This window comes from Rhizobium sp. PL01 (assembly GCF_033447125.1).
Lineage (GTDB): Bacteria > Pseudomonadota > Alphaproteobacteria > Rhizobiales > Rhizobiaceae > Pararhizobium.
In genome coordinates this window covers 237,374-250,446 of record NZ_JAWQUM010000009.1, presented here as the reverse complement: position 1 = coordinate 250,446, position 13,073 = coordinate 237,374, and the positions used below count along the sequence as shown (strand labels likewise).

Genomic DNA, 13,073 nt, shown 5'->3' with positions numbered 1-13,073 from the left:
CGGTTACTCGTGGGCGTGGGCGGTCGAATGGCCGAGAAGTTTCTGGATCATATCCGGCAGGCCACGTGCCCGGCCGGTATCGACGGCAACCAGCGTGCTCATGCCGACGCGTAGCGGCGGCTTGCCGGCCGTGTCATCGATGGTGACACGCATCGGAATGCGCTGGACGACCTTCACCCAGTTGCCGGATGTATTCTGTGCCGGAAGCAGGGCAAAGCTCGCGCCGGATGCCGGGCTGACGCTGGCGACCTTGCCCTTCCATTCGACGCCCGGATAGGTGTCGACCGTGATCGTCACCGGTTGGCCCGGCTTCACATAGGTGAGCTCGGTTTCCTTCGGATTGGCTGCGATCCACATGTTCTTGGTGGAGACCAGCGAAAAGGCCTGCTGTGCGGCATCCAGATAGCTGCCTGGCTGCAGCGCATTGACGTTGGTGACCACGCCGTCGAACGGTGCGCGCACCGTCGTGTCGTCCAGCTGCCTCTGCGCGTCATCGACGGCGGATTTTGCTTCGAGATAGAGCGGGTTCTGTTCGATAGGCTGGTTGGCATCGCCGCCCAGCTGGGCCAGTGTCGTTTGAGCCTGGGCCTGGGCAACGGCAACCTTCTGCTTTGCAGCTTCAAGGTTGTGCTTGGCGTCGTCATAGGTCGCGTGGGAGGCGGCGGCATTGGAGATCAATGTCTGCTGCCGGTCGAAAGCCGTCTGATAATAGGGAATATCGGCTTCGACCTGGGCGATCTGCGCCAGCGTCTGGGTATAGCTTGCCTTGAGGTTCAAAAGCGCGTTGCGGGCGGCGGCAAGCTTGGCCTCGGCGCCTTCCAGCGTAATGCGGAACGAATCCGGCTTCAGCTGGAACAGCACCTGACCGGCTTTGACCTCCTCGTTCTCGTGAACATTGACAGAGGCAACGGTGCCGGCGACGTCGGTCGAAACACCGACCATGTCTGCCTGCAGGTAGGCATTGTCCGTTTCCATGATCTGGCCGCCGGTCACATAGAAGTAGCCGCCGGCAATGAGGGCGATCGGCAGCAATGCAAACAGGATCGGCCGCTTCATGCTGCGGCGCTGGCGAACGGTGCCGACGGAGGGGGCAGGGTCTGTCGATGCCGGTGGTGCCGTGTTGATCTTTGCCTCAGTCGTTACGTCCTCGGATGTTTCGAGGCCATTGGCATTGGCGGGTACGCGGAGGGAGGATGTGTCAGCCATGATGGGTTTCTTTGTCGGCCGGCGCGCGGCAGGCCTGCAGGAGGTTGGATTTCATCAGGTCGAGAATCGCGACGAGTTTTTCGCGGTCCTCGTCAGGAATGTCTTGCAAGGCTTCGGAGCGCGTTGCGTCACCGATGGCGCGCATGTCGGACAAAAGCCCGCGCGCCAGTTCGGTCGTGTAGAGAAGCGAGATGCGGCGGTCTGTTTCGTGCCGCCGCCGTTCAACGAAGCCGCGGTCTACCAGCTTGTCGAGCACGCGCATCAGAGTGATGGGCTCGATTTCCAGGAGCTCGGCAAGGCCGCTCTGGTGGATACCTTCATTGCGCGCCAGATAGGCGATCGTCTGCCATTGTGAACGCGTCAGGCCCATATGCTTCGCGCGCTGCTCGAAGCGCTTGCGCAGCAGCCGGGCAACGTCGTGAAGCAGAAAACCCAAAGTCGGGGTAAGATTCATGAAGGGAGTGCCATATCATTAGCATACATAAGATAAGCTATCTTATTTGAGTATTCGCACCTGCGCAATTAGGCATGTGTGCATTGCGGCAATTTTTCTGTCACAGTTCGGTGATCTGCGCCGCCGCCGCCTGTCGTTTGAGATGCGCCGATGTTCCGCCTTGCCATCGGCCTCCTCTCGGCTTAGCTCTCACCGGGACACGCAACCGGATTCCCCATGCCGCACAAGGTTTCTCTTTCCCGTCTGAAGCTCAGCGATTTCCGCAACTATGCTGGACTGTCGCTTGATCTCGACGCTCGCCATGTGGTGCTGACCGGCGATAACGGTGCGGGCAAGACCAACTTGATGGAAGCAGTCTCTTTCCTGTCGCCGGGGCGCGGGTTACGCCGTGCCGCCTATGCCGATGTGGCGCGGGTCGGTGCCGAAACCGGCTTCTCGGTGTTCGCCGAACTGGAGGGCATGGATGGCTCGGTCGAGATTGGTACGGGCACGGCGGGCACTGATGAGGGCCAGACACGCCGCCTGCGGCTGAACGGCACGACTGTAAAGACGGTCGATGAACTGCTCGATCATTTGCGCGTCCTCTGGCTGACGCCGGCGATGGATGGGTTATTCACTGGCGGTTCGGGCGACCGCCGCCGATTTCTAGACCGGCTGGTTCTGTCGCTCGATCCCGAGCACGGCCGACGCGCGACCGATTACGAGCGCGCCATGCGCAGCCGCAACAAGCTGCTGTCGGAGGGCCGACCCGACCCGGTCTGGCTGACGGGACTTGAGCGGCAGATGGCTGAGCTTGGTATCTCGATGGCTCTGGCCAGACAGGAAATGCTTGGTCTTTTGGCGGGGCTTGTCGACAAAAACCACGAAGGCGGCGTCTTTCCGGCTGCCGATCTGGCTCTTTCCGGCTTTCTCGACGGCGAGTGGCACCGTCCGGCGTTCGATCTGGAAGAACAATATCTGGAGATGATGAGAAGCGGCCGCTACCGCGATGCTGCGGCCGGCCGCACGCTGGACGGTCCGCATCGAAGTGATCTGCTGATCCGCCACCGTACCAAGAACATGGAAGCCGCACGCTGCTCGACCGGCGAACAGAAGGCGCTTCTGGTCGGCCTGATTCTCGCCCATGCCCGTCTGGTCGGCAATATGACCGGTCATGCGCCGGTCCTGCTGCTGGATGAAATCGCGGCGCATCTTGATGAGGGCAGGCGGGCGGCCCTGTTCGATCTGGTCGATGATCTCGGCGGCCAGGCTTTCATGACCGGCACAGACCAGTCAATGTTTTCAGCCCTTGGTGACCGTGCGCGTTACCTCACCGTTGCCAACGGCACCGTTTCCGGGTGAAGTTCGATATCATGAGCAAACAACCTCTGAATTCTGAAGAAATCCAGCGTTATGCCCGCCACATCATCTTGCCGGAGATCGGTGGGGCCGGACAGCAGGCACTGAAAGCGGCGCGCGTGCTGGTCATCGGTGCCGGCGGTCTTGGTGCTCCGGTCCTGCAATATCTCGCCGCCGCCGGTGTCGGTACGCTGGGCATCGTCGATGACGATACCGTCTCCCTGTCCAACCTGCAGCGCCAGATCATCCACGGCACACCGGATATCGGCCGCGCCAAGGCTGACAGCGCCACGGATGCACTCCAGCGGATCAATCCGCATGTGGATGTGATCCGGCATGCGGAGCGTCTGGAGGTTGCTAATGCCGAGGCGCTGTTCTCCGGCTATGACATCGTCGTCGATGGCTCCGACAATTTTTCTACTCGATATCTCGCAGCCGACACGGCAGAGCGTCTGGAAATCACCCTCGTGACCGCCGCCGTCGGCCGCTTCGATGGCTCCCTTACGGTTCTCCAGCCTTGGAAAACAGCAGCTGGCGGTCGCCTCAACCCGGGCTATCGCGATCTGTTTCCACAAGCGCCGCCGCCAGGCGTCGTGCCTTCCTGTGCCGAGGCCGGTATTGTCGGCGCGTTAACTGGCGTTCTCGGTACATTGCAAGCTATGGAAGTCATCAAAGTCATTACCGGCGCAGGCGAACCGTTGGTCGGCCGTCTGCTGATGTATGACGGACTGGCCGCGCGGTTTGAGACCATCAAATACAGCCGGAAAGCGCGATGAGGCCTCTGCCAATCGACGATGCCTTCGGCGATTGGGATGCGCTTCTGGAGCTTATCCTTGCCTCCTTCGCCTACATGCAGCCCCGCATCGATCCACCATCCTCCGCATTGCTGCTGACGCTTCCTTTGCTGATGGAAAAGGCGAGAGCGGAGACGGCCTATGCAGCCGTCGAGAACGGTAAACTGCTGGGCTGCATCTTCTGCAAGCCGGAACCGCCCGATTGTCTCTACATCAGCAAACTCGCTGTCGTGCCGGATGCGCAAGGCAAAGGTATCGGTCGATTGTTGCTACAGGCAGCCGAGGCCCATGCCGCCGCGAGCGGGTTGTCTTGCCTGCGCCTCGAAACGCGGATTGAGCTGACCGAAAACCATCGCATTTTTGCAAAATGGGGTTTCGTGCAGACCGCGCAAGGATGCCATCCCGGTTTCACCCGTCTGACCTTCATCGAGATGCGCAAAACGCTTTGAGCGTTTAGGCTCGGCCGGGTAAAACCCGGTCTGGCGGCCGGTGTCCATCGAAGAAGGTGCGGATGTTGATCACCACCTTGTCGCCCATGTCGATCCGGCCCTCGAGAGTCGCCGAACTCATATGTGGCAACAGCACGACCTTGCCTTCGCTGGCAAGCTTGACCAGCTTCGGGTTGACGGCCGGTTCGTTCTCGAACACGTCGAGCCCGGCCCCGGCGATCTTGCCTTCCCGCAGGCATTTGATCAGTGCTGCCTCATCGACAATGCCGCCGCGGGCCGTGTTGACGATGTAGCTGGTCGGCTGCATCAGGGCCAGGCGGCGCGCTGACAGCAGGTGATAGGTCGCGGGTGTAGACGGACAATTGACCGAGACGATATCGACGCGGGCGAGCATCTGGTCGAGGCTGTCCCAATAGGTCGCCTCCAGCCTTTCCTCGGTCTCCGTGCTGACGCGATGGCGGTTGTGATAGTGGATCGAAAGTCCAAAAGCCTTGGCGCGGCGGGCAACGGCGGTGCCAATACGGCCCATGCCAACAATCCCAATGCGCTTGCCGGAAATACGGCGCCCGAGCATCCAGGTCGGCGACCATCCGGCCCATTCCTCTTTCCTGTCGGTAAGGATCCGCGACCCTTCGGCCAAGCGGCGGGGCACGGCGAGAATGAGCGCCAGTGTCATGTCGGCCGTATCTTCGGTCAAGACGTTCGGCGTGTTGGTGACGGTGATCCCCTGACGCGCGGCGGCATCGACGTCGATATGGTCGACACCATTGGAAAAGCTGGCAATCAGTTTCAGCTGCGGTCCGGCCTGCTCGATCAGTGCGGCGTCAATCCGGTCGGTGAGGGTTGGAACCAGAACGTCGGCGCGCTTCACCGCCGCCACAAGTTCGGGCTGCGTGCGCGGCGTGTCGTCGATGTTGAGTTCCGCGTCGAACAGTTCGCGCATGCGCGTCTCAACCACATCCGGCAGTTTGCGCGTGATATAGACCTTGGGTTTTTTCTTCGCGGTCATTGCTGCCTGCTTCGCCTTGTTGACGGGTTTTTAACCAAGATGAGTGATCGTTCTCCCTGCAGTTCCATTTTCTACCAGACCCGGTGGGGAAGACAAACAAAACTCTAGAAGTTCCCGGACGATTTGCTTGTCTTCGACAGGGTCGGTCAGAGATTTAACTGCAAGCTTCTGAATCTTTTTGGAAAATGGATTTTGTCATGCGTCAGTTCCTTTCCAGGCTCGCTTTCGCCATCGCAGTTGCCCTGTCCCTCGTCACGATCGAGGCCGCGCCGGTCTTTGCCCAGGCGGCAAAGGGCGCCAGCGGGTTGCCGTTGCCGCGCTTCGTCAGCCTGAAATCCAAGAGCGTCAATCTGCGCGTCGGCCCGAGTGTCGATTATGCGGTGGCCTGGCGTTACCTTCGGGCGGGTGTTCCGGTCGAAGTGACGCAGGAGTATGACAACTGGCGCAAGATCCGCGATGCCGACGGCACCGAAGGGTGGGTCAATCAGGCGCTGCTTTCGGGTGATCGAACTGCGGTTACTGCTCCCTGGATGCGCGGCAAGGGCGAGGGCGTCTTCGTCAACATGCGGCGCGATCCGCAGTCGGGCGGTGCTATCATCGCGCGCATCGAGCCGGGCGTCGTCGTTCATGTCGGCGAGTGCAATGGTGACTGGTGCCGTGCAGAGACGCAGGGTGCCGAAGGCTGGATTTCGCAGGGCGAAATCTGGGGCGCCTATCCGGGCGAAGCCTTCAAGTAGAAATTCGCCCGAACAGATTTTCGCTCGAAAAGAGCTATGAAAAAAGGCCGGTCAGAGCAGACCGGCTTCCTTTGCTGCTGCAGACAGCGAGATCATCGGGCGCGGGCCGATCTGCTCGATGACAATGCCGGCGGCCAGGCTGCCGAGCTTGCCGCAATCGGCCAATGTCCGGCCGGTCGTGTAGCCATGCAGGAAGCCGGCGGCATAGAGATCACCCGCACCTGTCGTGTCGACAACGCGGCTGACCGTCGTTGCCTCGATCTTGACGCGTTCATCGCCCCTGACGACGATCGAGCCTTCTTCGCTCAACGTCACTGCAGCCAGTTTGCAATCCTTGGAGATCATGGCGAGCGCCTGCTCGAAATCTTCCGTCTCATACAGCGCCAGGGCTTCTGCACGGTTGGCAAAGACGATATCGACGGTGCCGGATCGCATCAGGTCGAGAAATTCGGCCCGGTAGCGGTGGACGCAGAAGCTGTCGGACAGCGTCATCGCCACTTCCCGGCCATTCTCGTGGGCGATGCGGGCGCATTCGCGGATCGCGTCCTTTGCCAGCGGCGGGTCCCACAGATAGCCCTCGAAATAGGTAACGGCCGCGTCCGCCACCACCGACGGCTCGACGTCATTGGGGCCGAGCTCGACACAAGCGCCGAGATAGGTGTTCATCGAGCGTTCGCCGTCTTCGGTAACGAAGATCATCGAGCGGGCCGTCGGCGGAAGATCGTCGAGCGGCTTGGTCTCGAAATGCACGCCTTGGGCGCGAATATCGTGGGTGAAGATCTCACCCAGCTGGTCGTTGGCGACTTTACCGAAATAGGCAGCCCGGCCGCCGAGGTTGGCAATGCCCGCTGCCGTATTGCCAGCACTGCCGCCGGACGCTTCCAGTGCCGGGCCCATGCGCGAATAGAGCAACTCGGCCCTGTCGGCATCGATGAGGTTCATCGCGCTCTTGATGATGCCGTTGTGGACAAGGAATGCGTCGTCGCAGCGCGCAATGATATCCACAATCGCATTGCCGATCGTGAGCACGTCGAATTTTGTCATCCGGAAACCGCCTGGATTGTTTGTGTCAGTCGGTGTCCGGTAATAGCGGATTTCCGGGACTTTGGAAGCGGAAAGCGAAAAAGAACTGCTACACGCAAATTTTACTTGATATAGGAAATGATCATTTCCTATATGGCAAGCATGAAAACGATGACTGAAACAACGCAAGACCAACGCCCGCGTGGCCGCCCCCGGGAGTTCGATGCCGATGCCGCGCTCGAGCGCGCCATCGATGTTTTTTCGGTGCGCGGTTACCATGGCACGTCCATTGGCGATCTTTCGGATGCGATGCAGTTGACGCCGGGCAGCATCTACAAGGCCTTCAAGGACAAGCGCGGCATTCTACTCGCCGCATTTGACCGCTATCGCGTCTTGCGCAGCACGAAGCTCAAGGCGGCGATAGCGCCCTTTCTGCTGGGCCGCGACAAGATCAGTGCCGCCCTGCAATTTTATGCCGAGGCTGCCCATGGCGAACTCGGTCAGCGCGGCTGCCTTGTCATAGCCACGGCAGCCGAACTTGCCGCGTCCGATCCGGTGGCGGCGGAGCGCGTCGATGTCGCACACGCGACCAATGAAGCTGTCATAAAGGACTGCATCCTGCTGGGCCAAGCGGATGGATCGGTATCCGCCGACATCGACGCCGCCGGCACAGCACGCGCGCTGCTCTGCTTGCTGCAGGGCATGCGCATCGTTGGGAAAACCGGCCGCAGCCGCGCGGAGATGATGGCGGTCGCGGATGTGGCAATGAACCTGCTGGGCTAACTGCTTTAAACTTTTCAAGACATGGATTTGGAGACGACCGTGACCAGTATCGAAGCCTCAGCTGAAATAAGCCCCCAATCCAAAGCCATCGAACCCGAAGCCATGTCATCGGCGATGATGTTCCTTCTGGCCACCGCGTGCGGGCTGATCGCCGCCAACCTTTATTACGCGCAGCCCTTGATCGGCCCAATCAGCGCGTCGCTCGGCCTGTCTCCCGGCGCTGCCGGATTGATCGTCACGCTGACGCAGATCGGCTATGGTCTTGGCCTTCTGTTGATCGTGCCGCTGGGCGACCTCTTTGAAAATCGCAAGCTGATCCTCTCGGTCATGGCGCTCGGAACCGTGGCCGTGGTCGGGGCAGGCCTTGCCTCCACGCCGCTGCCGTTTCTGGCCTCGGCCTTTTTCATCGGGCTCGGCTCCGTCGCCATCCAGATCATCGTGCCCTATGCGGCGCATATGACACCGGAAGCTCATCGCGGCCAGGCTGTCGGCAATGTCATGAGCGGCCTGATGGTCGGCATCATGCTGGCGCGTCCGGCCTCGAGCTTCATTGCCGAGTTCCTGCCCTGGCACATGGTCTTCTTCATCTCGGCTGCCGTGCTGGTCGTTCTCGCTGCGGTGCTCTCTCGCGCCTTGCCGCCGCGCATTCCGCAGACGGGATTGAGCTATGGTGCGCTGCTGAAATCGATGGGCCGGCTGGTCGCAACGACGCCGATCCTGCGCCGCCGTTCGCTGTATCACGCCTTCATGTTCGCCGCCTTCAGCCTGTTCTGGACGACAACGCCGCTGCTGTTGTCAGGACCGGAGTTCGGCCTGTCTCAAGGTCAGATCGCGCTGTTTGCGCTGGCCGGTGCGGCAGGCGCCATCGCCGCGCCCATCAGCGGGCGGCTTGCCGACAAGGGCTGGAGCTACACCGCCACGCGCCTGTCGATGATCTCAGTCGCGGTCGCCTTCCTTATCACCCATGTTGCCCCTGATGGGTCGATGTGGGCGCTCGGCCTTCTGACTTTCGCTGCGATCCTGCTGGATTTCGGCGTCACGACCAATCTGGTGCTTGGCCAGCGGGCCATCTTCGTGCTCGGCGCCGAGTACCGTAGCCGCCTGAACGGGCTCTATATGGCGACGTTCTTTGCCGGTGGCGCCATCGGCTCGGCGCTTGGCGGCTGGCTGTATGCTCAAGGCGGCTGGTGGGCCGCCTCGATGCTCGGTCTTACGCTGCCAGTTTCGGCACTCGTCTATTCTCTGACGGAGCGTAGGCCGGCTTCGGCCTGAATGCGGATCAAGCGGGAAGCGCGGTTGCGTCATACTGCGCAGCAAACTCCGCCGTCGGCGGAATCGGCTTGATCACGTCGATCAATACGCCGTTTGGGTCGGCGGTGATGAAATGCCGCTGGCCGAAATCCTCGTTGCAAATCGCCTTCAGGATCGGCAGTCCGGCGGCGAGGAACTGCGCGTAGAGTGCATCCGGATCCTCCACTTCGAAGTTCAGCAGGAGACCGGAAACGGTTCCGCGGCCGATTTCCGGAATTGTTTCGTGGTTACCGTCCAGGATGGCCAGCGTCACATTTTCATGGTCGGGCGACTGGAGGTGCACATACCAGTCGGCTGTAAATAGCGGTTCGAAGCCAAAATTCTGGATGTAGAAATCAGCGGTTGCGCTGACATCCAGGCTCATGATGACGGGATAGTAGCTGGTGATTTTCACGTCTTTTCCTCCGTGTAAAATTGACATACAGTCTGCATGTTTTTTGAGGTAACATACATACAGATTGTATGTAAAGGTGGAAAATGCGGCGCAGCAATCAGGAACGAAGTGGAAGCATGCGCCTCGCATTGATGGCGGCGGCACGCGGGCTTTTCGTCGAGAAGGGCTATGCGGACACCGCAACGCCTGACATCGTCAGCGCCGCTGGAGTGACCCGCGGCGCGCTCTATCACCATTTTGAAGACAAAAAGGCGTTGTTTTCAGCCATTGTCGCGGAAGAAGCGCGGCAGGTGAGTGCGGAGATCGAAGCCAGATCCGCCCCGTCGACCAATGAACGCGATGCCATTCTTGACGGCGCGCGAGGATATTTCGATGCGATGGCGGTGCCGGGCCGTACGCGCCTTCTGCTGTTGGAAGGCCCGGCCATTCTCGGCCTTCACAGCCTGCAGGATATCGATGCCGAGAATGCGGAAGGAAGTTTGAAGGCGGGACTGGCAGTCCTGTTTGCAGCGAACGGCAAGGATGCAATTCTCCTGGACGCGTACGCCCAGCTTCTTTCCGCTGCCTTCGACCGTGCGGCACTGGCGATCGAAGCAGGTGGCAGGCGCGATGACTACGAGACGGCCATTGCCGCCCTGATCGACGGCATCTCGGTCAAATGATCTGCTGCGGCAGTTCCACCAGTGGCGCCGGCATCTCGCTGGTCTTTTCGGCTGCCTTGCAGATGTCGGCAATCACGCAGCGCTGACATTCCGGCTTGCGTGCCTTACAGCAATAGCGCCCGTGCAGGATCAGCCAGTGATGTGCATGGTAGAGATAATGATCGGGAATGATCTGCATCAACTGGGCTTCGATCTCGTCCGGGGTCTTCCCCGGTGCCAGACAGAGCCGGTTGGCAATGCGGAAGATGTGCGTATCGACAGCCATGGTCGCCTGTCCGAACGCCATCGACAGCACCACATTGGCGGTCTTCCGGCCGACGCCGGGCAGCGCGATCAACTCCTCTCGGGTGCGCGGCACCTCGCTGCCGAATTCTGCGATCAGTTTCTCGCTGAGTGCGATGACGTTCTTCGCCTTGTTGCGATAGAGCCCGATGGTCTTGATATACTCGCGAACCTGGTCTTCGCCGAGCGCCACCATCTTTTCCGGCGTGTCGGCAGCGGCGAAAAGCGCCCGTGTCGCCTTGTTGACGCCCGCATCCGTCGCCTGCGCCGAAAGCGCCACGGCAACGAGCAGCGTGAAGGGATTGACGTGCTCCAACTCGCCCTTCGGCTCAGGCCGCTGGATCGAGAAGCGGCGGAAAATCTCCTCGATTTCCGCTTTGCTGTAGATGGTCTTGGGCTTCGTCTTGGCGCGTCCGGTTGTCGCGGATTTCGCTTTCACCGGCTGGATTGCTGATTTTGGCTTCACGTTTCTCATCATGCATCTATAGTCATTCGTCATGAACGATGGCAACGCCAAGAGGGTGACTGAGGAGCAGCCGGTTTTCGCAGCCGAGCTGACACCCTACCGTTCACTCGGGATCAAGGGCTTCAAGGTCTTCCTGCTCATCGCCGCTCTGATGAGCCTCGTCCATATTTTCGTTTTCGTCGTCATCGGTGCCTGGCCGATCGTCTTCTTCTTCGGGCTGGATTTCTTGTTGCTGTTCGGCGCGTTCTGGCTGAACTATCGCTCAGCCCGTGCCCGCGAAGAAATCAGCGTTTCCCGCACCGACGTCGCCGTGCGCAAGTTCAACCCGGCCGGCCGGATGACCGAATACAGGTTTAACCCCTTCTGGACGCGGTTCAATATATCCCGCCACCAGGAAATCGGCATTGTCTCCATGCAGCTCAGCGACCGGCAGCGGACGACCGATATCGGCTCCTTCCTAAACCGCGACGACCGCGAAACCTTCGCCGCCGCCTTTTCCGGCGCGCTGGCAACGGTGAAACGCCGCTAGATCAAGAATCGGGTGGCGATACCCCGGTTGGAATGATTATCTCTGACATCAAGGAGATAGGATTATGGACATCAAGACATCGAAGCCCACCGATATCACGCCGCATGGCAGCGACTATGAGACCGTCAGCCGCGTGGTCGAGTTGCTGACCGAAAACTATCGCGATCAGCCGTCTCTCGACACCATCGCCGGCGATCTCGGCCAGTCGCCGACCCAGCTGCAGAAAACCTTCACCCGTTGGGCCGGGCTGTCGCCAAAGGCGTTTCTGCAGGCGGTGACGCTGGATCACGCCAAGCGCCTGCTGCGACAAGAGGAACTGCCGCTTCTGGAAACCAGCTTCGAGTTGGGCCTGTCCGGTCCCTCGCGCCTGCATGATCTGTTCGTCACCCATGAGGCGATGTCTCCCGGCGAATGGAAGCTACGTGGCGGCGGTCTGACCATTCGCTACGGGTTCCATCCATGCCCGTTCGGCGTGGCTTTGGTGATGGTCACCGATCGCGGCCTTGCGGGTCTTGCCTTCAACGATGCGGGCGATGAGAAGGCCAGTTTCGAAGACATGGCCAGCCGCTGGCCGAATGCCCAGTTCATCGAAGACAGCGCGGCGACGGCAGGTTATGCGGCTCGTATTTTCGATGCCAGGGAATGGAGCGCGGAAGAACCGCTACGCGTCGTTCTGATCGGCTCCGATTTCCAGATTCGCGTGTGGGAATCGCTTTTGAAGATCCCGATGGGCAAGGCAGTTACCTATTCCGACATCGCCTGCGATATTGGCCAGCCCACCGCCTCGCGCGCCGTCGGTGCAGCCGTCGGCCGCAACCCGATCTCGTTTGTCGTGCCCTGCCACCGGGCGCTCGGCAAAAGCGGTGCCCTGACCGGCTATCACTGGGGCCTCACCCGCAAGCGGGCGATGCTCGGCTGGGAAGCAGGCAAGGTCTGACATTAAAAAAGGGCCGCTCGAGCGGCCCTTTTACGGAATTCGTCAAATGTCGGCGCTCAATGCGCGCCGGACATGTCGCCAAGCACTTCCTTGGAAGCGACGGTGGAATCGGCCTTCAGCTTGTAGACCATCGGCACGCCGGTCGCGAGGTTAACCGAGAGGATCTGTTCGCGGTCGAGCCGGTCGAGAACCATCAGCAGTGAGCGCAGCGAATTGCCGTGGGCGGCAACCAAAACCTTCTGCCCGGCCAGAACGCGCGGCAGGATGTCGGTCATGTAATAGGGCCAGACGCGAGCGCCGGTGTCCTTCAGGCTTTCGCCACCCGGCGGCGGTACGTCATACGAACGGCGCCAGATATGGACCTGCTCCTCGCCCCACTTGGCCCGGGCGTCGTCCTTGTTGAGACCGGAGAGATCGCCGTAATCGCGCTCGTTCAGCGCCTGGTCCTTGATGGTCTCCAGATCGGGCTGGCCGAGATTGTCGAGGATGAGCTTCAGCGTGTGCTGGGCGCGCGTCAAAACCGATGTGAAGGCGACATCGAACGTGATGCCATAGTCGGCAAGTGCCTTGCCGCCGGCATTGGCTTCCTCGATGCCGAGTGGCGTCAGGTCGGGATCCTTCCAGCCGGTAAACAGGTTTTTCAGGTTCCAGTCACTCTGGCCGTGACGCACAAGGACGAGGGTGCCGCTCATAGAAATT

16 protein-coding genes are annotated in these 13,073 nt (G+C 60.6%); 9 read left to right on the top strand and 7 right to left on the bottom strand.

The features are described 5' to 3' along the window. Positions 1-3 precede the first annotated feature (3 nt). The gene (locus R6X40_RS21480) at positions 4-1,206 is read right to left on the bottom strand and encodes an HlyD family secretion protein (RefSeq protein ID WP_318415878.1); all 1,203 of its coding nucleotides are present in this window, start codon (positions 1,204-1,206) and stop codon (positions 4-6) included. Continuing rightward, positions 1,199-1,660 carry a MarR family transcriptional regulator gene (locus R6X40_RS21475; RefSeq protein ID WP_318415876.1) on the bottom strand — a complete coding sequence of 154 codons (462 nt, stop codon included), beginning with the start codon at positions 1,658-1,660 and terminating at the stop codon, positions 1,199-1,201. The genes R6X40_RS21480 and R6X40_RS21475 overlap by 8 nt, the downstream gene beginning before the upstream one ends. Positions 1,661-1,876: 216 nt before the next feature. Here R6X40_RS21475 and recF point away from each other — a divergent pair, with 216 nt between their 5' ends. From recF to R6X40_RS21460, 3 genes are read left to right on the top strand one after another with little or no spacing between them, the layout of a single operon-like run. Then, positions 1,877-3,001, top strand: coding sequence for a DNA replication/repair protein RecF (recF, locus tag R6X40_RS21470; RefSeq protein ID WP_318415875.1), 1,125 nt, complete (start codon positions 1,877-1,879; stop codon positions 2,999-3,001). An 11-nt stretch (positions 3,002-3,012) separates the two neighbouring features. Then, positions 3,013-3,774, top strand: a complete 762-nt coding sequence (locus R6X40_RS21465; protein ID WP_318415873.1) for a molybdopterin-synthase adenylyltransferase MoeB — start codon at positions 3,013-3,015, stop codon at positions 3,772-3,774. Further along, on the top strand, positions 3,771-4,241 hold the full coding sequence (locus R6X40_RS21460) for a GNAT family N-acetyltransferase (protein WP_318415872.1): 471 nt from the start codon (positions 3,771-3,773) through the stop codon (positions 4,239-4,241). Before R6X40_RS21465 ends, R6X40_RS21460 begins: the two co-directional genes overlap by 4 nt. Positions 4,242-4,245: 4 nt before the next feature. Here R6X40_RS21460 and R6X40_RS21455 read toward each other — a convergent pair whose 3' ends face one another. Then, entirely contained in the window at positions 4,246-5,250 is a 1,005-nt protein-coding gene (locus R6X40_RS21455) for a D-glycerate dehydrogenase (RefSeq protein ID WP_318415870.1), read from the bottom strand. A gap of 197 nt (positions 5,251-5,447) precedes the next feature. On the opposite strand from R6X40_RS21455, the gene R6X40_RS21450 reads away from it, so the two are divergent. Then, positions 5,448-5,987, top strand: coding sequence for an SH3 domain-containing protein (locus R6X40_RS21450; protein WP_318415869.1), 540 nt, complete (start codon positions 5,448-5,450; stop codon positions 5,985-5,987). A 51-nt stretch (positions 5,988-6,038) separates the two neighbouring features. Here R6X40_RS21450 and R6X40_RS21445 read toward each other — a convergent pair whose 3' ends face one another. Further along, positions 6,039-7,031, bottom strand: coding sequence for an adenosine kinase (locus R6X40_RS21445; protein WP_318415867.1), 993 nt, complete (start codon positions 7,029-7,031; stop codon positions 6,039-6,041). A 117-nt stretch (positions 7,032-7,148) separates the two neighbouring features. On the opposite strand from R6X40_RS21445, the gene R6X40_RS21440 reads away from it, so the two are divergent. After that, positions 7,149-7,793 carry a TetR/AcrR family transcriptional regulator gene (locus R6X40_RS21440; protein WP_318415866.1) on the top strand — a complete coding sequence of 215 codons (645 nt, stop codon included), beginning with the start codon at positions 7,149-7,151 and terminating at the stop codon, positions 7,791-7,793. Between the two features lie 102 nt (positions 7,794-7,895). Continuing rightward, a complete protein-coding gene (locus tag R6X40_RS21435; RefSeq protein ID WP_318416038.1) occupies positions 7,896-9,065 on the top strand; it encodes an MFS transporter in 1,170 nt (389 codons plus the stop codon). A 7-nt stretch (positions 9,066-9,072) separates the two neighbouring features. Here the strand turns inward: R6X40_RS21435 and R6X40_RS21430 are convergent, their stop codons facing one another. Beyond that, positions 9,073-9,498 carry a VOC family protein gene (locus R6X40_RS21430; protein ID WP_318415864.1) on the bottom strand — a complete coding sequence of 142 codons (426 nt, stop codon included), beginning with the start codon at positions 9,496-9,498 and terminating at the stop codon, positions 9,073-9,075. 83 nt (positions 9,499-9,581) lie between these two features. On the opposite strand from R6X40_RS21430, the gene R6X40_RS21425 reads away from it, so the two are divergent. Beyond that, on the top strand, positions 9,582-10,160 hold the full coding sequence (locus R6X40_RS21425; RefSeq protein ID WP_318415863.1) for a TetR/AcrR family transcriptional regulator: 579 nt from the start codon (positions 9,582-9,584) through the stop codon (positions 10,158-10,160). Here the strand turns inward: R6X40_RS21425 and nth are convergent. After that, entirely contained in the window at positions 10,153-10,917 is a 765-nt protein-coding gene (gene nth / locus R6X40_RS21420) for an endonuclease III (protein WP_318416036.1), read from the bottom strand. The two genes, R6X40_RS21425 and nth, sit on opposite strands and share 8 nt — an antisense overlap. Before the next feature lie 22 nt (positions 10,918-10,939). Between nth and R6X40_RS21415 the strand changes: the two genes are divergently transcribed. Together R6X40_RS21415 and R6X40_RS21410 are read left to right on the top strand one after the other, a co-directional pair. Continuing rightward, on the top strand, positions 10,940-11,437 hold the full coding sequence (locus tag R6X40_RS21415; RefSeq protein ID WP_318415861.1) for a DUF2244 domain-containing protein: 498 nt from the start codon (positions 10,940-10,942) through the stop codon (positions 11,435-11,437). A 64-nt stretch (positions 11,438-11,501) separates the two neighbouring features. Next, entirely contained in the window at positions 11,502-12,374 is an 873-nt protein-coding gene (locus R6X40_RS21410) for a bifunctional helix-turn-helix domain-containing protein/methylated-DNA--[protein]-cysteine S-methyltransferase (RefSeq protein ID WP_318415859.1), read from the top strand. A gap of 56 nt (positions 12,375-12,430) precedes the next feature. Here the strand turns inward: R6X40_RS21410 and R6X40_RS21405 are convergent, their stop codons facing one another. Further along, entirely contained in the window at positions 12,431-13,066 is a 636-nt protein-coding gene (locus R6X40_RS21405; RefSeq protein ID WP_318415857.1) for a 2,3-bisphosphoglycerate-dependent phosphoglycerate mutase, read from the bottom strand. Positions 13,067-13,073 lie beyond the last annotated feature (7 nt).

Bases quoted from the DNA above. Each gene is read 5' to 3' on its own strand.
- R6X40_RS21480 (WP_318415878.1), bottom strand. From the start codon at position 1,206: ATGGCTGACACATCCTCCCTCCGCGTACCCGCCAATGCCAATGGCCTC.
- R6X40_RS21475 (WP_318415876.1), bottom strand. From the start codon at position 1,660: ATGAATCTTACCCCGACTTTGGGTTTTCTGCTTCACGACGTTGCCCGG.
- recF (WP_318415875.1), top strand. From the start codon at position 1,877: ATGCCGCACAAGGTTTCTCTTTCCCGTCTGAAGCTCAGCGATTTCCGC.
- R6X40_RS21465 (WP_318415873.1), top strand. From the start codon at position 3,013: ATGAGCAAACAACCTCTGAATTCTGAAGAAATCCAGCGTTATGCCCGC.
- R6X40_RS21460 (WP_318415872.1), top strand. From the start codon at position 3,771: ATGAGGCCTCTGCCAATCGACGATGCCTTCGGCGATTGGGATGCGCTT.
- R6X40_RS21455 (WP_318415870.1), bottom strand. From the start codon at position 5,250: ATGACCGCGAAGAAAAAACCCAAGGTCTATATCACGCGCAAACTGCCG.
- R6X40_RS21450 (WP_318415869.1), top strand. From the start codon at position 5,448: ATGCGTCAGTTCCTTTCCAGGCTCGCTTTCGCCATCGCAGTTGCCCTG.
- R6X40_RS21445 (WP_318415867.1), bottom strand. From the start codon at position 7,031: ATGACAAAATTCGACGTGCTCACGATCGGCAATGCGATTGTGGATATC.
- R6X40_RS21440 (WP_318415866.1), top strand. From the start codon at position 7,149: ATGATCATTTCCTATATGGCAAGCATGAAAACGATGACTGAAACAACG.
- R6X40_RS21435 (WP_318416038.1), top strand. From the start codon at position 7,896: ATGTCATCGGCGATGATGTTCCTTCTGGCCACCGCGTGCGGGCTGATC.
- R6X40_RS21425 (WP_318415863.1), top strand. From the start codon at position 9,582: ATGCGGCGCAGCAATCAGGAACGAAGTGGAAGCATGCGCCTCGCATTG.
- nth (WP_318416036.1), bottom strand. From the start codon at position 10,917: ATGAGAAACGTGAAGCCAAAATCAGCAATCCAGCCGGTGAAAGCGAAA.
- R6X40_RS21415 (WP_318415861.1), top strand. From the start codon at position 10,940: ATGAACGATGGCAACGCCAAGAGGGTGACTGAGGAGCAGCCGGTTTTC.
- R6X40_RS21410 (WP_318415859.1), top strand. From the start codon at position 11,502: ATGGACATCAAGACATCGAAGCCCACCGATATCACGCCGCATGGCAGC.
- R6X40_RS21405 (WP_318415857.1), bottom strand. From the start codon at position 13,066: ATGAGCGGCACCCTCGTCCTTGTGCGTCACGGCCAGAGTGACTGGAAC.